Source organism: Methylobacterium hispanicum (genome assembly GCF_022179285.1).
GTDB lineage: Bacteria > Pseudomonadota > Alphaproteobacteria > Rhizobiales > Beijerinckiaceae > Methylobacterium > Methylobacterium hispanicum.
The window spans coordinates 121,072-139,071 of record NZ_BPQO01000007.1 but is presented as its reverse complement, the minus strand read 5'-3'; the positions used below and the strand labels follow the sequence as shown (position 1 = coordinate 139,071).

Sequence of the window (18,000 nt, the reverse complement as noted above, 5' to 3'; positions counted from 1 at the left end):
TTGGGCCGACCATCGGGCTCTCCGGCGCGCCAGCGATGAACCGACGCAGGGCCGGCTCCGTGCGGAAACCGATCCTGGCGCGGTGGTTGGCCCGTCATGTGGTTCCTCTATGCTCTCACGGCCCTCGCCGGCCTCGCCAACGCGATCCAGCCGGGGCAGAACGCGACGCTCGCGAAATCCCTCGGCGTGCCGGTCACGGCCGCCCTGGTGACGCTCCTGGTCAGCACGGCGGTCCTGCTGGCCGGCGGCCTCGCGACGGGCAAGCTCGTCTGGCCCAGCGCCGAGCAGGCGGCCGCCGTGCCCTGGTGGGCCTGGGCCGGCGGCGTGCTGAGCGTCCTGCTGATCCTGGCCCAGCTCTACGCCTCGCCGGCGATCGGCGCGGCGAGCTTCCTCGGCATCATCGTGACGGTCGGCGTCTGCGCCTCGATCGCGCTCGACCATTACGGCCTGATCGGCTTCCCGCAGCACTCGGCGAGCCTGTGGCGCGTCCTGGGCGCCGTGCTGATGATCGCGGGCGTGGGGCTAGTCGCGATATTCTGAGACGCGCCAGGGTCCTGGTTTCGAAAGGTCGAGACCTTTCGCGGGTGCAGGGCAGAGCCCTGCATTTGGAACCGTCACCCCGGCTTCGCCGGGGCGACGGTTCCAACCCGGGGTTCCACCCCGGGACCCCGCCCAAGGGTGTGACACCCTTGGGGATCCCCGAACCGTTCAGACGGCCCGGAGCGGCTTCTCCAGCACGGCGATGACCCGGGCGAGGTCGTGGCCGCGCTTCAGCACGAGGCCGCTCGCCGCGATCACCGCGTAGGCGCCCTGGCGGCGGGCGAGCTTCGGGTCCTTCTCGATGCGGTAGAGCGGCATCTCGGAGGCGCGGCGGTAGATCGAGAACACCGCCTTGTCGCGCCGGAAATCGAGGGCGTAGTCGCGCCACTCGCCCTCGGCGACGCGGCGGCCGTAGAGGTTGAAGATCGTGCGCAGCTCGTCGCGGTGGAAGGCGATCTGCGGGGGGCTCGGCGCGTTCGGGAAAGGGATCACCCGCATCGTCACGTCGTCGACCGTCCGCTCGCTCATTCCCCCTCCGTCCCGCGCCCGTTCCCTGAATCGGCTCGTGAGCGGGAATGATGGGCGGCGCCCGTGCCGGCCGCAAGGGGGCCATCCGGGACCGCGGGCCGATCGCCTGTGTCGATCGGGCAACGCGGAAGACGCGAAGCACCACGATTTCGCCCAGATCGCGCCTTTTCCGGGCCTTGTTGCGGCAGCACAACAGGCCCTGAAATCTCGTCGGGCCCGTGCCCGGCCGGCGTCCGAAACCCGAGCTCCCCAGCCCTCGGCCGCCGTCCGGCTCCCACGGCCCCGGCACTCCAGAGGTTTCGAGACCCAAGGACTCCAGGCCGCCCCACCCCGGGCGGCCTTTTTTCTGGCTGCGCCCCGGGCGCGGATGCGGCTATGAGCGGCCGGACGATGAGCGCGCCGCCCACCTTCGACGAGGCCTTCCGCCGATCCCTGCGCGACCTGTTCGCGTGGCGGCGCGACGTGCGCCGCTTCCGCACCGACCCGGTGCCGGAGGCGACCCTGCGCGCCTGCCTGGACGAGGCGCATCTGAGCCCCTCCGTCGGCAACAGCCAGCCCTGGCGCTTCGTGCGCGTCGCCGACCCGGGGCGCCGGGCGGGGGTCGCGGCGAGCTTCGCGCGCTGCAACAGCGACGCGGCGCTGGGCTACGCTCCCGAGCGGGCCGCGCGGTACCGGGCCCTGAAGCTCGCGGGCCTGCGCGAGGCGCCCGTGCATCTGGCGGTGTTCTGCGACGCGGACACGGAAGCCGGCCACGGGCTCGGCCGGGCGACCATGCCGGAGATGCTGCGCTACTCGGTCGTCGGCGCGGTGCAGACGCTCTGGCTCGCGGCCCGCGCCCGGGGGCTCGGCGTCGGCTGGGTCTCGATCCTAGAGCCGGAGGCGGTCACCGCGCTCCTCGACGTGCCGGCATCCTGGCACCTCGTGGCCTATCTCTGCCTCGGCTGGCCGGTGGAGGAGCACGCCGACCCGGAACTCGCCCGCCACGGCTGGCAGGCGCGCGGGCCGCTCGACCTTACCGAGCGCTGAAGGCGACGCCGCGCCCTTGAGCGAACGGATCGCCGCGCCTTTTACCCATCCGCGCGATGGACCCCCACAAACCCCTCGTCAACCAAGCTTTTTCCGGAACGCGAAAGCGAACCCGCGACTTACTCGGCGGGCATCACGGTCACGCTTGGCGGAGAAGGACGATGGCGGGTCGATCGAGGGTTTGGGCGGGGCTCGCCGGCATCGGGCTGGCGGCTCTTGGGGCAGCTCAGGGAACGGGGCGCGCGGAGGCCCGCGAGATGGTGGCCTTCCCGTACGCGGCGGCGCCCGGCTCGGTGGTGGTGAGCGCGTCCGAGCGCCGGCTCTATCTCGTCAACGGCGACGGCACGGCGATCCGCTACCCCGTGGCGGTGGGCCGGCCCGGCAAGCAGTGGTTCGGCACGACCGCCATCGACGGGAAGTACGTGCGGCCCGCCTGGTCGCCGCCCGCGGAGGTGAAGCGCGACAACCCGCGCCTGCCGAACCTGATCGCGGGGGGCTCGCCCGGCAACCCGATGGGCGCGGCGGCGCTGACGCTGTCGGGCGGGCAGTACGCGATCCACGGCACCAACCGGCCGAGCTCGATCGGCACCTTCGCGTCCTACGGCTGCATCCGCATGTACAACCAGGACGTGGTCGATCTCTACCAGCGGGTCGAGGTCGGCGCGACCGTGACGATGGTGCGATGAGCGCGCCGTCGCCGCAGGTCGGCCGACCTGCGGCGAGCGCGGGCCTCTACGCGGCCGGCGGGGCGGTGGCCTCGATGGCCGTGAAGGTCTCGAGGATGCGGTAGGTGTGCTCGATGCCGGCCGGCACCAGCCAGGAATCGCCGGGCTCGAGCCGCACGGTCTCGCCCGCGAGCACCAGCTCGGCCCGGCCCTTGAGCACGTAGCCGACGGTCTCGTGGGCCGAGACCGAGGTCGGCTTGTCGGCGTTCGGCGGCTCGTCGCGCCACATCCGCATGGCGAGGCGCTCGCCCCGGGCGAGGCCGATCTCGCCGTCCTCGCCCGCGGGCGCCTGGGCGCTCGCGATCTTGCCTGTCGTCATGTTGCTCTCCTTCGCGTCCACCAGAACGGGGCGAAGGGCCGGCCGTTCCCGTCGGCCGGCCAACGGTTCGGCCGCGGCCTACCAGCGCTCGCCGTAGGGACCGTCCCAACGGCGCCGGACCGGGGCGTAGCCGACGGGCACGCGCTCGTAGGCGATGACCCGGCGGGTCTCGTAGACCGGCTCCTCGTAGACCACGCGCGGGCGGGCATCGTAGGCCGGGGCGTAGCCGTAGGCGCGCGGCGGCGGGGGCGGCGCGTAGCCGTACCCGTAGGCCGGCTCGGCGTGGGCGGAGGCGGCGGCCCCGATGAGGGCGCCGGCCGCGAGGCCGCCGATCAGGCCGGCGGCGAGCGCGCCGCCGCGGCCCCTGGCCTCGGCCGCCGTGGAGGTGAGGGCGCCGACGCCGATGAGGGCGGCGGCCGCGAGCGCGGGGAGTCTCGTCATGGCCTGGTCCGGGTCCGTGCGGGGCGCGGCCGGATCGGCCGCCCACACCCGCAGACTGCACCGGCCCGGATGCAGGAGGCCTGAAGGCGGCGGACAGGAACGGTTCAGCTTGCCGCACGCGGCCCGTGCGCGTCTTGCGCAACGCCGGGGCCGCCCCGACCGTTATCCCGGCATGGCGCGCATCGCGATCCTGGTCGGAACGCCGGCCGGCACCCGGCTCCTGGCGGCCTCGCGCGAGCGGGAGGCCGCCCTCATGGCCGAGCGGCTGCTGGTCGGGCTCGACCGGGCGGCCCTGCCGGCGCCGCTCTGGGTGCAGTGCGCCGACGCCGCGCTCGCCGCCCGGCTGACCGCCTATCTGGCGGGCTTCCAGGCCGAGCTCACGGCCGTGCCCGCCGACGGGGCTCAGTAGCCGTCGGAGAGGTAGACCGCCCCGCCATAGGCCGGCGCGTAGCCGTACGACCGGCCGTAGCCGTAGCCGTAGCCGTCTCCCTGCCCGTACCCGTAGGGGCCGGGCGCCGCGTAGCCCCGCGGGGCGCGGCGCAGGGGGGCGGGCGCGTCGGCGCCGCGGCCCATCTGCATCCCGGCCGACATCACCCCGTCCGATTCGTAGGGGTTGCGGCCCCGGGCGGTGCGGACCCCGCCGCGGCTCGCGACGCGCGGGGCGGCCTCGCCCTGGACCACGATGCGGGTGTTGCCCGGCCCCTCCTGCTTCACCAGCCGGAACAGGGCGGCGGCCTTGCCCGGCGCGAGGCGGACGCAGCCGTGCGAGGCCGGGCGCCCGAGCGCCGAAAGGTGCGAGGAGCCGTGGATGGCGTGGCCGGAGCCGGTGAAGAAGATGGAGTGGGGCATCGGCGCGTCGTCCCATTCCCGCGAGAAATGGGTGCGGGCCATGCGCTGCGGCCGGTAGCTGCCGTTCGGCGTGTCGTACCCGGCCTTGCCCGTCGAGACCGGCCAGGAGAAGCGCGGCTGCCCGTTCACGCTGACCGCCATGGTCTGCGTGTCCTTGTCGATCCGGATCAGCACGTCCGCCCGCGCCGGGGCGAGGGCGAGGCAGAGGGGGAGGGCGCAGAGGAGAGCGGGGCGGCGCATGGGGGCCTCGGGGAGGGCGAAGCGGGACGGTTGCCACCCAGCTTACACGATGCAGCACCGAGCGCTCAAAATCGAGTTGCTGCAGACCACGTAGTGCACTGCATCGGAGACCACAGGCCTGGCTGAGCCAGCCTTGGACATAGTCATAATTCCTTGTCAGGCTTTGGCTTGCCATACGAAAGAGGGATTGGAAACCGGTCCTCGTTGATTTTTATCTTCTTGTAAGCTTCTGCAGCGGGATCAAGCCCTAATGAGTCGAACAACATCAAAGTATACAAAAAAACATCGGCAGCCTCATCGGCGATTTTGTCCTTCATATCGCCATCTATATCAACATTGTCCTTACTCCATTGGAAAATCTCCAAAAGCTCAGCAGCTTCTATACTGATTGAAAGCGCAAGATTTTTCGTATCATGGAATTTTCCCCAATCCCTCGCGTCGCGAAACTCGCGCAACAAGGTTAATAGATCGTCTATTCTCGCCTTCATCAACAACCCTTTCGCAAGGCTCCCTGGTTACGATTTCTTGCACCTGATATCATAACTCAGGGAAGTAGCCCACCAAGCGCGGGCGGGGAGGCGCGTTGAGCAAGTGGCGGACGCATACCTGACCTTAGCCGAAAAGGTTCTAGTGGCTGTGCGACAGCCTCTGAAGGCGCGAGCTATAATCGAAGCTGCGTACCTTAATGAGCTTTTTCCATGGCATTTACGCGGCCCACGGCAGGACAGGACTTTGCACGCTCGCCTGAGCGTTGATATATCTAGAAACAAGGAAAACAGTCTTTTTTACAGAAACGGGCCGGGAAAATTCTTTCTGCGCAAGTTCCTTTATGATGCGGAAATTCCACCCGTTTTTAAGAATATTTATACTGCGCGACCTCGTCAGAAGGACTTGGCGAAAGAGCGAATCCTGGCGTTTAGGGCCGCGATCTTCAGCGACGTCCGGCGCGATGGAGTCACAGTTCCGATTAGCCGAATAATAGATGCCCTTCAAGAAGGGCGGTATTCATATGAAAATTACAGTCGCGTCCAGGGCGACAACAATCTTTTACCCGTTCGAAGTTTCGTTATAGTACATCAAGGTGACGAAGTTCTGTCTTTCCGTCGCGGCTCGTTTTTCCCCTTAAGCGATCCACTATATGGAGCCCGCAGCATTGGCTTTGGGAGCGAAGTTACGGCCGACAATAGAGATTTATTATTCGATAGCCTCTTCGGCATACTAGCGAGCGGAGTGGAGGAACTAACTTATAGCATTGGCTTGCCACACCATCACGCCAGAGATGCGCGTTATAATAATAGACTTCATCCATTTGTTGGGATAATAACAGGGTCGGGCAACAGGCGACGCCCTGCGCTCCACGTCGTGATGACATATCGTTGTCCCGAAATTTTCTCTCCGGTTAAAGCGGCCCTTTCGGTCAACGAACTGCGCTGGATCGATGCAGCCAACCCCGCAAACACATTAGATGACTTTGATGATGCATCTGCGTTCTTGTTCGAACAAGACTATGTCCGCGACATGATCCGCGTTTGCGAAGCATCTTGATGCGCAAGCTATCCAAATTAATTGGCGACGAAGAGGCAGATCTCCTTCGTTATTCACTACGCCTAGATAATTCTGTGCGCGGTATTAAGTTCGCGCTTCAAACCATTTGCGTACATTATGAAGCTGGCAGGCGTCTTGCGAATTCGTCGGATCACCGGCAGGCTATCCATAGCCATCTAAATAGCAAAGAAATTATTCTTCGCCGCTGGTCTTTGAAGGCATTGGGTTTAATTGGAAATCCAGATGATGCATCAAGAATCGTAGACCGCCTGAGGGTTGAGCACGATCAGGAAGCGCAGACTTGGGGAACAGCAGCACTGCTCGGCAGCTCTCCAGATCAAGATCTTAATGGTATTGTCGCAAGATCGGGACTCACCAGTAGCACGCCCCTTCTTCTAGCCGCACGTCTTTATGCACGAGAGAGCTGGGTTCGTCGATATCCAGACCCGCCCATTATCTCCCTTTCAGACGACGAACTTACTCTCAAATGGGCGATATTCCTCATCGGATATAAAAAAGCCTCTGCCAATCTTTTTAGTGATCGTCACGAGAACAATGTATTCTTAGGAGAACTTAATAAACATACTTCGGATGAAATATCCGAATATTCGATTTGGGCGCTTCATGAGCGGCCGGATTACAATTTTTTAGATGCCAAAGTCCGCATAGATGAGATAAAAGACAGGCCGGAAAATGTCAGAAAATGGCTATACCGCTTATTGCTGAAATCCCAGGATAGCGCTCAGCTAAGACCAGATATGCTTACAGAGCTGACTTGGGAAGGCTCGGCTTCAGCAAAAGAAGGTTTAGCACATGGACTTAATGATCTGACCGGAACCCTCTATAACGAGGCTATTCTTGATTGGTATTATCGTGAAAGCGAAGAAAATATTAGAGATTTATTGCTTATAGCAATGGCAAAACGAGCAAATGACAATGCTGAGTTTGCCGAACTCGTCGAACGCAGCTTCGTACGCGAATCTGCCGACAGCAGTCTACGGCGCAAGTTGTTAGCCGCAGGCGAAACTACCAAGATCTACCCTCATCTCAAGCGAATCGCATTAATGGACAAAATGCAGCGTGAGGGATTGCTGCAATTTGGGCTCGGGTTTGATCATAGAACGGATGGAGGAATCATAGTGAATAATACCACGACAAACATAAATATCAGCGGTGGCGTGTCTGCCCAAAATTTCGTTACTGGTGACATGATAGGTAGCGCCAATGGTGCCGTTCAAAACTTGCAAGCGAATAGGTCAACCGACAAAGAAATCTTGAGCGAGATTGTATCGTTTTTGAACTCGTCAAAAATATCAGATGCCGCCAAACAAGAACTAGCTCAAAAAGTAAAGCTAGTCGCAGAAGAACCTTCCGATGATAACAAACAAGGCTTAATCAGCACTGTCAAACGCATCGCAGATGCTGCGTCGATTACTGGAACTGCCATCGAGGGTATCGATAAAATTATGGATCTTGTAGGCGGCCTACTCACCTAGGATCTAGTTTTAAATCTAGCGTACTTTTGCGATTGAGCACATAACTTGCTCAATCGCCCCGTCGACTGCGGCGTTCAGGCTTATCGTATTAAGTCCATACTCCTTCGTGATAGACAGTATCTGAGTATCAACGCAATCTCTTAATTCGTCACTCTCATGGTCTGCCTTCCTCTGCTCAAAAATTCCAGATTTTTCAAGCCTAACAACCAAACTTATGTTGCGAAACATCGAAGCGCTAACTTGTTCATAAAGGTTTGACAGGCTTTTGGAAGTTTTAGAGAGACATCTAACGTATGCTAAAGCGTCAATTGCACATCGATCTAGCACCACAATATCGGCTTTTACTTTTCGCTCGCGCTCTATATGCGCTGCATATACTGAGGCTATAGAGTCGGCCGAGGCCGCACTTCCAACTGGTATGCCAAAAGCCCTGATGCTCTGCCCTAAGCCATTAAGTAGGCACGCTGTCGTTGACGGAAGCCTTTCCGTCTGCTCATATATTTTCTGTGCAAACGTAGATTTACCGACGCCTTGCGCTCCTGTGACTGCTACAAACAGACTGCCGTTCGATTTAATATTTTCCATAAGCGCTTCCATAATCCTATTATTTATTGCTTACGCTCGCATCCTAATTCTTAGATATTAATCTAGCGGCAAAAACCTTGGGCTCAGGCGTCAGCTACTGAGATATCATATAGGTACGCGACGGATGGCCAACCGACAAGGGCTTGAACCCCTGCAATATCCAGCATCTGCTTTTTCTAAATTTTCTCTACAACACACTCTTGAAGCGCGCGGCTGAAACACTCCGATTTTTTGCTGGATATTGAGGGAGGTAGTTTTGATGTGTTCTCAAGTAGTTTTGCTGAAAAAGTCGCAGCAAATCTGGCACCTTTGCAGCACCCAGTTTGCGCTGCCCAGGGTCCATTCGATGCGATCTGGCTCTGCTGCGAAGTTGGTATCAGCCTCCAAGCTCGCAAACCGCCCGCCCGCATGGCACGCTCCATGCCCGTCTCCCCCAAACCGGTGAAGGGCCCCGATGACAGCTCCGCTGAACCGCTGCTCCGTCGAACCGCTCGCCCGGATGACGCGGCGCCTCGCCGACGTCGCCGCCGGCCGCACCGAGCCCGATCTGGTGATCACCAACGCGCGGGCGCTCTCGACCTACTCGGAGCGCATCCTGCCCGACCGCGAGATCTGGATCGCGGGCGGGCGCATCGCCGCCCTGAAGCCCGCCGGAACGTACAAAGGCCCGAACACCTACGACGCCCGGGGCCTGATCCTGGCGCCGGGGCTGGTCGATCCGCACCTGCACATCGAGAGCAGCATGGTCACGGCCTGCGCCTACGCGGAGGCCGCGCTCGTCAACGGCACCACCACGATCGTCTGCGACAGCCACGAGATCGGCAACGTGCTGGATCGCGACGGCGTCGCCTGGATGCTGGAGGACGCGCGGCAGGCGCCCCTCAGCATCTACCTCTCGGTGCCCAGCACCGTGCCGGCGACGAGCCCGGAGATCGAGACCGCGGGCGGCGACCTGACGCCGGAGAAGATCGCGGCCCTGTTCGACGCGTGGCCGGAGGCGATCGGGCTCGGCGAGAAGATGGATTTCGTCGCGGTGGCGGAGGGCGATCCGCGCGCCCACGCCATCCTGGCGGCGGCGCTGGAGCGCGGGCGCCCGGTCTCGGGCCACATCTACGGGCGGGACTTCGTGGCGCCCTATGCGGCCAGCGGCGTCACCGACACGCACGAGGCGGTCGATGCCGAGATCGCCGACGACCTGCTGGAAGCCGGCCTCTGGATTCTCTTGCGGGGCGGTCCGCCGACCACCCCCTGGCACTCGCTGCCGAAGGCGATCGGCACGGTGACCGAGTACGGCGCCGCGTGGAAGCGGGTCTGCGCCTGCACCGACGACCGCGACGCCGACGACCTCCTGGCCTACGGGCTCGACTGGGTGGTGCGCGAGGCCGTGCGGCTCGGCATCCCGAAGCCCGCCGCCTGGGCGATGGGCTCGCTCCACCCGGCGACCCGCTTCGGCCTCGACGGCGAGATCGGGGGCCTAGGGGGCGGGCGCCGGGCCGACCTCGTGCTCCTCGACGACGACCTCGTGCCCCAGGCCACGTGGTATGGCGGCGAATTGGTGGTGGAGGGCCGCGCGCCGACGCCCCGGCTGGAGGCGGCCCTGGCGCGGCCCTACCGCTACCCGGAGCCCGCCTACCGCACCGTGCGCCTGCCCGAGCCGCTGCCCGCTTTGGTGCCGCCGCTGCCCGCCGGGCCCTGCACCGTCAACGCCATCCGCACGGTGCTGCCGGGCATCGAACTCGCCCATGCCCGCCTGCCGCTGGTGCCGGGCGCCGACTGGGCGCAGACGCTCGGCGCGCACGACCTCTGCCACGTCGCGGTGATCGAGCGGCACGGCCGCAACGGCAACGTGGCGCACGGGCTCCTCAGCGCCTTCGGCCTGCGGCGCGGCGCGGTGGCCTCCAGCGTCGGGCACGACGCGCACAACATCGTGGTGGCGGGGCTCTCGGAGGCCGACATGCGGGCCGCCGTGGAGGCGGTCGCCGCCGTGCAGGGGGGCGTCTGCGTGGTGGCGGACGGCGCCGTCGTGGCGCGCGTGGCGCTGCCGGTGGCCGGGCTGATCTCGGACCGGCGCGTCGGCGCGGTGGCCGAATCCGTGCGGGCGCTGAAGGCGGCCTGGACGCAGGCCGGCTGCGCCATCCCCTATATGGGCTTCAACCTGATCCCGCTCGCGGTGATCCCGCAGATCCGCATCACCGACCGCGGCCTCGTGCGGGTGCCGGAGATGCGGCCGCTGCCGCTGTTCGAGCCGGCGTGAGGCCGCCTCACGGCCCGCGCCCGAGCCCGGCGAGCAGCACCGCGAGCTGGGCCTGGCGGCCCGTGCCGGTCTTGGCGAAGACGGCCTTGAGCTGCGTGCGCGCCGTGCTCACCGCCACGCCGAGCGCGTCGGCGGCCTCGCCGAGGTCGCGCCCGTCGGCAAGCATCCGGGCGAGGCGCGCCTCCGCGGCGGTCAGCCCGTAGAGCTCGCGCAGCAGCCCCTCGCCGGGCGGGTGCGCCTCGGCCGGATCGACGATCAGCAGCACCGCCCGCGCCTGCTGGAACAGGTCGCCCGCCGCCCCCGGCAGGGGCGCGGCGTGCACGATGAGCGGGGCCGCGGGCTGCCCGCCCGGCCCGCCCGGCCGGGGCACCGCCACCGGGCGGCAGACCGGCCCCAGGCTCCCCCGGCGGGTGCCGACCACGCTGCCGATCAGCCGCCCGAGCGCGGCGTTGCTCGGCCCGTGCTGGGCGATCAGCGCCCCCTGCAGCACGTTGAGGCCCGAGCCCATCAGGGCGGCGGCGCGCCCGTTCATCCGCACCACCGCGCCCGCCCCGTCGAGGAGCAGGCCCGCGCAGCGCATGAGGTCGAAGGCCTCCAAGGCCGAGCCCGCCCGCGCCTGCGCGATCCGCAGCGCGAGCCGCCCCGCCCGCTGCAGGTGCGGCACCACCCGCTCCAGCGCCTCGCACTCGGCCTGCGTGAAGGCCCCGCTGCGCGGCGCGCGCTCCAGCGACAGGATCAGGCTGCGCCCGCCCGCCGGCACGAGGTAGAGCCCCGCGAAGTGGCGCAGGCCGTGCGCGCTCACGTACTCGGCGTTGAAGGGCAGCCGGTCGAGCTCGCGCGGCGAGAAGATGTGCTGCTCGGTGAGCACCCGGCCGGGGTCGCGCATCGCCGGGATGCCGCGCAGCACCCGCGGGTTGTGGGCGAGCCAGCCCTGGGCGAGCCCGTCGGCGATCGCCGCGTCGAGGAAGGGGTTGCAGGCGAGTTCGAGCGGCGCGTCGGGCCCCGGCAGCATGAGGGCGCCCTCGGAGCCGAAGACCCGCGCGCAGGTCTCAAGTGTCTGGCGCCACAGCTCGGGGCGCAGGGCGGCCTCGTAGAAACTGTCGACCAACGCCGAGACCGCGTCGTGGCTCTCCATCGGGTCGCACCTTCCCCGTCCGCCCGGGGCCCCCTCGCGCGTGCGGACGTGCCGGACCATTCACTCACGATGCGGGCGCGGCGGCATACCCCAAACGGGTCATGAAAGAGCGGTCTTTTGTGGACGTCATCGCGGGCCGGATCCATGCGGTCCCGCCCGGCGGGACCGGGAGGGAGATCGCGCGATGGGCCCGAGCCTCGCCGCGTCGCTCGCGCAGGTCTGCGCCTTCGCCCTCGGCTTTGCCCTGATCCACGCCGCGCGCCGCCACGCCGCCGTCGTCACGGCGGTGCTGGCGGCCGTCGCGGTCGCGGCGGCGCTGCTCCTGCTGCTGGCCGTCGCCGTCGCCCCGGCGCCGGACGCCGACCTCCCGGACGCGGTCTCAATCGCCGCGGCGGCGTGAGGCGGCGTGAGGCGGCGCGGGGCGCGCCGCCCTATCTTGAGGGGCCGCGGGGCCGCCGGCTCCTGACGCGAGCGCGCCCTTGATCCGTCTCCTGAGCTACAACATCCGGCACGCGCTGGGCCTCGACGGCCGGGTCGCGCCCGAGCGCATCGCCGCGGTGATCGCCGACCTCGCGCCCGACGTGGTGGCGCTGCAGGAGGTCGATGTCGGGCGCGCGCGCACCGGCGGCCACGACCAGGCGGCGGTGATCGCCCGCGCACTGCGCATGGATTACCATTTCCACCCCGCCCTCCACGCGGAGGGGGAGCGCTACGGCGACGCGATCCTCACCCCCCATCCCGCGCGGCTCGTGCGGGCGGGGGCGCTCCCGGGCCATCCGCGCCGGCTCGGGCTGGAGCCGCGGGGGGCGCTCTGGGTCGAGGTCGCGCTGGGCGGGCGGCGGCTGCAGGTGCTCAACACGCATCTGGGGCTGACGGGCGGCGAGCGGCTGGCGCAGGTGGAGGCCCTGCTCGGGCCCGACTGGCTCGGCAACCCGGCCTGTCGCGAGCCCGCGGTGCTGCTCGGCGACCTCAACGCCACGCCCTGGTCGCGCAGCTACCGGCGGCTGGCCGGCCGCCTCGCCGACGCGCGCCGGCTCAGCCCGACCGGGCGCGCCCGCTCCGGCGCGACCTTCCCGACGCGTCTGCCGCTCCTGCGCATCGACCACGCCTTTGTCTCGTCCGGCATCCGCGTGGGGCGGATGGGCCCCGTGGGCGGCGGCCTCGCCCGGGTCGCCTCCGACCACCGGCCGCTGCTCGTCGAGATCGCGCTGGACCCGGCCGTCGGGGAGCCGGCCCGTCGGGCGGAGGCGGCGGGCTGAGGCCGCCTCACCCGCCGAGCTTCGTCCGGACCGCCGCCCGCAGCAGCCCCGGCCGGCGCCAGGGCCGCCACGCATCGCCCGGGCCGTAGGGGTCGCCGAGGTTCAGCGCCTCGACGAGGCGGGCGACGAGGCCCCGGTGTGAGGGGACGACCGGGCAGAGCCGGCGCGGCGGCACCAGGGCGGGGTCGTCGAGCGCCGCCCGCAGGCTGCCCCGCTCGGCCACCCGCGCCGCGAAGGCGCGCGCCTCGCAGCCCGCGTGGTGGGCGAGCAGCCGCTCGCGCACCCGGGCGATGGCGGCGCGCAGGCCCGCGTCCTCCGGCCCGTCGCCCGCGGCCAGCGCGAGGTCGCACTCGGTGTCGTAGCCGAAGGAGCGGTTGTTGAGGTTGGTCGAGCCGACCCGCAGCAGGGTATCGTCGAAAACCGAGACCTTGGAGTGGATCAGGATCGGCTGCCCGGACGCGGTGTGGGGCGCCAGGATGCGGAAGCGGTCGAAGCGGTCCCGCGCCTTCAACCGCTTGATCAGCCCGCGCCGGGCGCTGTCCATGGTGAGCCGGTCGAAGCCGTTCGGGCTGCGCTCGGCCACCACCACGACGATCTCGGGCCCGTCCGGCTCCTCGAGCCGCCGGCCGAGCGCCTCGGCCACCAGCGGCGCGGTGAAGTACTGGTTCTCCAGGTAGATGCTGCGCCGCGCCCCCGCGATCGCGCTGAGGAACAGGGCCTCGTTCTCCCGGATCGCGGGCGCCCGGCCGAGCGCCGGCACCGTGCGGGCGAGCGCCACCGGCACGTCGGCGAAGTCGGCGGCGAGGGTCTCGGGCCAAGGGTCCTCGAAGGGACCCTCGAAGCGATCCTCGAACGGACCCTCGGGCGCGCCCGCCCCGGGTCCCGGCTCGGCGGCCAGCACCTCGCCGCTCGCCGCTCGCCAGCGCTCGCGGGCGAGCGCGGCGAGCGCGCGGGCGGCCTCGCCGTCCACCGCCAGCATCACGTCGTGGCGCGGCGGGTAGGCCTCCCCCGAGGGCAGGCGGCGGCGGGCGTCGCGGTCGCGGTGGGCGGGCGTGTCCCAGCGGTTGGCCTCGAAGTCGCTGCCGCCGCAGAAGGCGATCCGGTCGTCCACCACCAGGATCTTCTGGTGCTGGCAGGCGCCGAAAGGCAGCGTGCCGTCGATGCGGTAGTCGATGCCGGGGCCGAGGCGCTCGCGGATCGCCGGGGGCTTCATGTCGCTGTTGGCCGAGATCGGCCAGGGCATGTTCCAGATCAGCAGGCGGATCGCGAGTTCCGGCCGCTGCAGCTTCAGCCGGCGCAGCAGGTCGCCCAGCGCCTCGTCGCCGGAGGGGTCGGCGCTCTCCGGCCGCAGGCAGGTGCGCGGGTCGAAGCTCCAGCCGATCAGCAGGATCGAGCGCCGGGCCGCGACGAGCGCGTGGCGCGCCGCCGCGAAGTAGGCCGCGCCGTCGTGCAGCAGGGCGGCGCGGGGCGCGCGCTCCCGCCGCCAACAAGTCTCGCCGGGCCGCAGCACGCCGGAGGGTGCGGCGAGCGGGACCGGCAGGTCCCCGGGTTTCACCGCGATGGTCATGATCCCGCGCCCTGCTCCCGTTCCCGTCCCGGCCCGATGCCCGGCCCGATGCCGCCCCGCGCCCGGGCCGCCGGCCGGGCCGGGCCGGCGCCGCGGGCGCGCAGCCTCGCCCGCACCCGCCGCCGCGTCAGCCAGACGAGCCCGAGCGTGGCGACGAGGCCGAGGCCCAGCGAGATCCAGTGGACCGGATCCTCGCTGCCCGCCGCGCGCCCGATCACCCCGAGATAGATGCACAGGATCGTGCCCGGCAGCATGCCGAGCACCGTCGAGAACAGGAAGGCGCCGACGCCGACGTCGGTGATGCCGAGCGCGTAGTTCTGCACGTTGAAGGGCACGAAGGGGCTCAGCCGCATCAGCAGGAGCAGGCGCCAATCCCCGTCGCCGACCGCCTCGGCGGTGGCCCGCCAGGCCGGGCGCCGGTCGATGATGCGCCCCACCGGCCCCTGCAGCACGGAGCGGGCGGCCAGGAAGGCCAGCAGCGAGCCCGCGGTGGCGGCCCCGAGCACGATCGGCATCGCCCACCAGCCGAAGGCCACCGCGCCCGCGATGGTCAGCGGCGTGCAGGGGATCACCAAGAGCGTGGCCGCGAGGAAGATGCCGGCGAACGCCACCGGCCCCCAGACGCCGAGACCGGCGCTCCAGGCACCGAAATCGCGCAGCCACGCATCGACCGGCAGCAGCCGCCAGAGCGCGACCGTCGCCGCCACGGCGCCGACCACCACCAACCCGTCGCGCAGAGCCCCCGAGCGCACCGTCGAACCGCCTCTCTCGTATTCCGGCAGCCCGCCGGACGCCGCCCTCACAGAACGGTGATCGGGCGGCATGTTTCCATGCCTGCGGCAACGCTTGAGCCGGCGTCACGTCTCCGTCATCCGAGCGGGGCATTTCTGCCACGCTTCGGCGCGGGCTGGATGGGTGCGCCGGCCACGGCTTGCGGACGATATAGCACAGGCTATGAATCGCCGGATCGGGGCGCTCGGCAGAGGGGCGAGAGGCGGCTGTGACGCGGATGCGGGGGCCATCGAGGGCGAAAATCTCGGGCGACAGCCCGCGCGCTCTCCCTCTCCCCTCGGTGGGGGAGGGTGGGCCGGCCGTCAGGCCGGGTCGGTCGGGACGAAGCCCCGCGGAGAGGGGAGCGACGGTGCAGGATGGTGTTCTGTCCTGTCCGAAGGCCACATCTTCCGCTGAAGCCGGGTTCCCCTCTTGCGGGACTCCGTCCCGGCCCCCCCTGCTGCGCAGGGTACCCTCTCCCGCAGAGGGGGGAGGGAGAGCGTGGGGGCCACCTACGCTCTATGGATCCCTCATACGGAGGAGAGGTGGGCGGCCCGTGCGCGGGCTCCGGCTCTCCGCCGCGCTTCTCGCCGCCCTGGCTCCCGCGGCGGCTCGGGCCGCCGATCCTCCGGCCACCCCGCCCGGCGGCCCGCCCGCCTTCATCGACTGGTCGGGCCCCTATCTCGGCCTGCAGGGCAGCGCGGGCGGCTCGTTCGGCGCGCTGAACTTCGGTTCGACCACGGTCGGCGGGCGCGCCATCCCCGACTTCCGCACCGGCGACGCCACCGGCCGCTCCGACCGCGGGCGCGAGGCGACGACCGCCGTCGGCGGCGTGTTCGGCGGCTGGAACCGACAGAGCGGCCCCTGGCTCTACGGCATCGAGGCCGACGTCTCGGCCGCGAACCTGAAGCGGCCGGTCGGCTCGAACGCGCTGCGCCTCGGCTACGAGGACGCGGACGCGGCCTTCGACCCGATCCGCGCCAAGACCGATTTCTACGGCCTGCTGCGGGGCCGCGTCGGCTACAGCTTCGACCGGGCGCTGGTCTACGCGACCTTCGGTCTGGCGGGAGCGACGACGCGCATCCTGGCGATCTACCCGGACCGCGCGGGCGGACCCGCCGCGACCGCGCGGCGCGACGAGGCCTCGCTCGGCTTCACCCTGGGCGCCGGCCTGCAATACGCCATCACCGACCGGATCGCGCTGGGGCTCGACTACCGCTACATCGACTACGGCGAGAGCCGGCGCTTCGATCTCGGCGCGGTGCCGGGCCCAGCCGGGGGCCCGGTCTCGACGCGGGCGGCCTTCATCTCGAACCAGATGCTGGCGCGGCTCTCGTGGTACCCGGAGGGCTTCCGCCTGCCGCCGGAGGCCGACGCCACCGCGCCGAACGTGCCGGACACCGACGTCTCGGACCGCTTCACCCTCCACGGCCAGACCACCTTCGTGAACCAGGGCGTGACCGGCTTCCGCGCGCCCTACCGGGGCGAGCAGAGCCTCGTGCCGCGCCAGGCGCAGGCGACCACGACCGCGACCGCCTTCATCGGCTTCAAGCTGGTGGAGGGCACCGAGCTCTACTACAACCCGGAATTCAGCCAGGGCTTCGGCCTCTCGCGCACGCTGGGCGTCGCCGGCTTCGTCAACGGCGAGGCCCAGAAGGCGGGCGCACCCTTCCCGAAGCTGCGCTCCAACCGCTACTTCATCCGCCAGACCTTCGGCCTCGGCGGCGAGACCGAGGACGTGCCGGACGGCATCAACCAGGTGGCGACCCGGCGCGACGTCGAGCGCATCACCGTGGTCGCCGGCAAGTTCGCGCTCGGCGACTTCTTCGACGGCAACGTCTACGCCCACGATCCCCGCCTCGACTTCATGAACTGGTCGCTCTGGGCGGCCTCGGCCTGGGACTTCCCGGCCAACCTGCCGGGTTTCACGCAAGGGGTGTACGTCGAGTACAACCGGCGGGAGTTCGCCATCCGGGCGGCCTACACGCAGGTGCCGAAGGAGCCCTCCAGCGACGTGCTCGACCCGCGCGTCTTCGAGCGGGCGGGCGCCGTGGTGGAGTTGGAGACGCGCCACACCCTGCCGGTGCTGGACCAGCCCGGCCGCGTCCGGCTCGGCGCCTTCACCAACGTGACCAACACGGCCAACTACCGCCAGGTGGTGGGCCTCACGCTCGGCGGGGCCTTCGCGGATATCAACGACGCCGTGCAGGCGACCCGGCGCCCGCGCCGCAAGAGCGGGTTCTACGTCAACCTGGAGCAGGCGGTGACCGACGATGTCGGCGTCTTCGCCCGCGCCAGCGCCAATGACGGCCGCAACGAGAGCGCCAGCTTCACCGACATCGACGCCAGCCTCTCGGGCGGCGTCTCGATCAAGGGCGCCGCGTGGGACCGGCCGCTCGACACGATCGGGCTCGGCGCCACCATGAACGCGATCTCGCGCGCGCACCGGGCCTTCTTCGCCAACGGGGGGCTCGGCCTCCTCATCGGCGACGGGCGCCTGACCTACGCGCCCGAGCGCGCGGTGGAAGCCTACTACGCGCTGAGCCTGGCGAAGTTCGTCACCGTGACCTTCGACTACCAGCTCGTCTCGAACCCGGCCTACAACCAAGATCGCGGCCCAGCCCACTTCTTCGGCACGCGGCTGCACGCGGACTTCTGAGCCGCCGAGTCATGGGATCCCCAAGGGCCCGAGGCCCTTGGGCGGGGTCCCGGGGCTGAGC

19 protein-coding genes are annotated in these 18,000 nt (G+C 68.6%); 10 read left to right on the top strand and 9 right to left on the bottom strand.

Features of this window, described 5'->3' with window-relative positions; genetic code table 11:
- Window positions 1-96 precede the first annotated feature (96 nt).
- Entirely contained in the window at window positions 97-540 is a 444-nt protein-coding gene (locus MFF56_RS10305; RefSeq protein WP_066925080.1) for a DMT family transporter, read from the top strand.
- 168 nt (window positions 541-708) lie between these two features.
- On the opposite strand, the gene MFF56_RS10300 is transcribed toward MFF56_RS10305, so the two are convergent.
- A complete protein-coding gene (locus MFF56_RS10300) occupies window positions 709-1,068 on the bottom strand; it encodes a DUF2794 domain-containing protein (RefSeq protein WP_066925082.1) in 360 nt (119 codons plus the stop codon).
- Window positions 1,069-1,458: 390 nt separating this feature from the next.
- On the opposite strand from MFF56_RS10300, the gene bluB reads away from it, so the two are divergent.
- Together bluB and MFF56_RS10290 are read left to right on the top strand one after the other, a co-directional pair.
- On the top strand, window positions 1,459-2,094 hold the full coding sequence (gene bluB, locus MFF56_RS10295) for a 5,6-dimethylbenzimidazole synthase (protein WP_066925092.1): 636 nt from the start codon (window positions 1,459-1,461) through the stop codon (window positions 2,092-2,094).
- A gap of 161 nt (window positions 2,095-2,255) precedes the next feature.
- A complete protein-coding gene (locus MFF56_RS10290) occupies window positions 2,256-2,780 on the top strand; it encodes a L,D-transpeptidase (protein WP_066925084.1) in 525 nt (174 codons plus the stop codon).
- 46 nt (window positions 2,781-2,826) lie between these two features.
- On the opposite strand, the gene MFF56_RS10285 is transcribed toward MFF56_RS10290, so the two are convergent.
- Both MFF56_RS10285 and MFF56_RS10280 read right to left on the bottom strand, forming a co-directional pair.
- Complete coding sequence (locus tag MFF56_RS10285; protein ID WP_066925094.1) at window positions 2,827-3,138, bottom strand: cupin domain-containing protein; 312 nt, start codon at window positions 3,136-3,138, stop codon at window positions 2,827-2,829.
- A 78-nt stretch (window positions 3,139-3,216) separates the two neighbouring features.
- Window positions 3,217-3,579: a hypothetical protein gene (locus MFF56_RS10280; protein ID WP_066925097.1), complete on the bottom strand. Its 363-nt coding sequence runs from the start codon at window positions 3,577-3,579 to the stop codon at window positions 3,217-3,219.
- A 172-nt stretch (window positions 3,580-3,751) separates the two neighbouring features.
- On the opposite strand from MFF56_RS10280, the gene MFF56_RS10275 reads away from it, so the two are divergent.
- Window positions 3,752-3,988, top strand: a complete 237-nt coding sequence (locus MFF56_RS10275; RefSeq protein WP_066925086.1) for a hypothetical protein — start codon at window positions 3,752-3,754, stop codon at window positions 3,986-3,988.
- Here the strand turns inward: MFF56_RS10275 and MFF56_RS10270 are convergent.
- Together MFF56_RS10270 and MFF56_RS10265 are read right to left on the bottom strand one after the other, a co-directional pair.
- Complete coding sequence (locus MFF56_RS10270; RefSeq protein ID WP_238229982.1) at window positions 3,982-4,668, bottom strand: L,D-transpeptidase; 687 nt, start codon at window positions 4,666-4,668, stop codon at window positions 3,982-3,984. The two genes, MFF56_RS10275 and MFF56_RS10270, sit on opposite strands and share 7 nt — an antisense overlap.
- 143 nt (window positions 4,669-4,811) lie before the next feature.
- Complete coding sequence (locus MFF56_RS10265) at window positions 4,812-5,156, bottom strand: nucleotide pyrophosphohydrolase (RefSeq protein WP_082773288.1); 345 nt, start codon at window positions 5,154-5,156, stop codon at window positions 4,812-4,814.
- Between the two features lie 244 nt (window positions 5,157-5,400).
- Here MFF56_RS10265 and MFF56_RS10260 point away from each other — a divergent pair, with 244 nt between their 5' ends.
- Together MFF56_RS10260 and MFF56_RS10255 are read left to right on the top strand one after the other, a co-directional pair.
- Window positions 5,401-6,213 (top strand): hypothetical protein, encoded by an 813-nt coding sequence (locus MFF56_RS10260; RefSeq protein ID WP_348626810.1) that lies wholly within the window; start codon window positions 5,401-5,403, stop codon window positions 6,211-6,213.
- Window positions 6,213-7,709: a hypothetical protein gene (locus tag MFF56_RS10255; protein ID WP_156453951.1), complete on the top strand. Its 1,497-nt coding sequence runs from the start codon at window positions 6,213-6,215 to the stop codon at window positions 7,707-7,709. The genes MFF56_RS10260 and MFF56_RS10255 overlap by 1 nt, the downstream gene beginning before the upstream one ends.
- A gap of 15 nt (window positions 7,710-7,724) precedes the next feature.
- Here the strand turns inward: MFF56_RS10255 and MFF56_RS32285 are convergent, their stop codons facing one another.
- A complete protein-coding gene (locus MFF56_RS32285; protein ID WP_373324048.1) occupies window positions 7,725-8,294 on the bottom strand; it encodes an AAA family ATPase in 570 nt (189 codons plus the stop codon).
- Window positions 8,295-8,748: 454 nt separating this feature from the next.
- On the opposite strand from MFF56_RS32285, the gene MFF56_RS10250 reads away from it, so the two are divergent.
- Entirely contained in the window at window positions 8,749-10,548 is a 1,800-nt protein-coding gene (locus MFF56_RS10250) for an adenine deaminase C-terminal domain-containing protein (RefSeq protein ID WP_066926169.1), read from the top strand.
- Between the two features lie 7 nt (window positions 10,549-10,555).
- Here the strand turns inward: MFF56_RS10250 and MFF56_RS10245 are convergent, their stop codons facing one another.
- A complete protein-coding gene (locus tag MFF56_RS10245; RefSeq protein ID WP_238229981.1) occupies window positions 10,556-11,683 on the bottom strand; it encodes a helix-turn-helix transcriptional regulator in 1,128 nt (375 codons plus the stop codon).
- Between the two features lie 184 nt (window positions 11,684-11,867).
- On the opposite strand from MFF56_RS10245, the gene MFF56_RS10240 reads away from it, so the two are divergent.
- Together MFF56_RS10240 and MFF56_RS10235 are read left to right on the top strand one after the other, a co-directional pair.
- Window positions 11,868-12,083 carry a hypothetical protein gene (locus tag MFF56_RS10240; protein ID WP_066921733.1) on the top strand — a complete coding sequence of 72 codons (216 nt, stop codon included), beginning with the start codon at window positions 11,868-11,870 and terminating at the stop codon, window positions 12,081-12,083.
- A 79-nt stretch (window positions 12,084-12,162) separates the two neighbouring features.
- Window positions 12,163-12,942, top strand: coding sequence for an endonuclease/exonuclease/phosphatase family protein (locus MFF56_RS10235; protein WP_066921735.1), 780 nt, complete (start codon window positions 12,163-12,165; stop codon window positions 12,940-12,942).
- 7 nt (window positions 12,943-12,949) lie between these two features.
- Here the strand turns inward: MFF56_RS10235 and MFF56_RS10230 are convergent, their stop codons facing one another.
- Complete coding sequence (locus MFF56_RS10230; protein ID WP_066921737.1) at window positions 12,950-14,509, bottom strand: phospholipase D-like domain-containing protein; 1,560 nt, start codon at window positions 14,507-14,509, stop codon at window positions 12,950-12,952.
- Complete coding sequence (locus MFF56_RS10225; protein ID WP_308445267.1) at window positions 14,506-15,312, bottom strand: TVP38/TMEM64 family protein; 807 nt, start codon at window positions 15,310-15,312, stop codon at window positions 14,506-14,508. Before MFF56_RS10225 ends, MFF56_RS10230 begins: the two co-directional genes overlap by 4 nt.
- Window positions 15,313-15,836: 524 nt before the next feature.
- Here MFF56_RS10225 and MFF56_RS10220 point away from each other — a divergent pair.
- Window positions 15,837-17,939, top strand: coding sequence for a carbohydrate porin (locus tag MFF56_RS10220; protein WP_238229980.1), 2,103 nt, complete (start codon window positions 15,837-15,839; stop codon window positions 17,937-17,939).
- Window positions 17,940-18,000 lie beyond the last annotated feature (61 nt).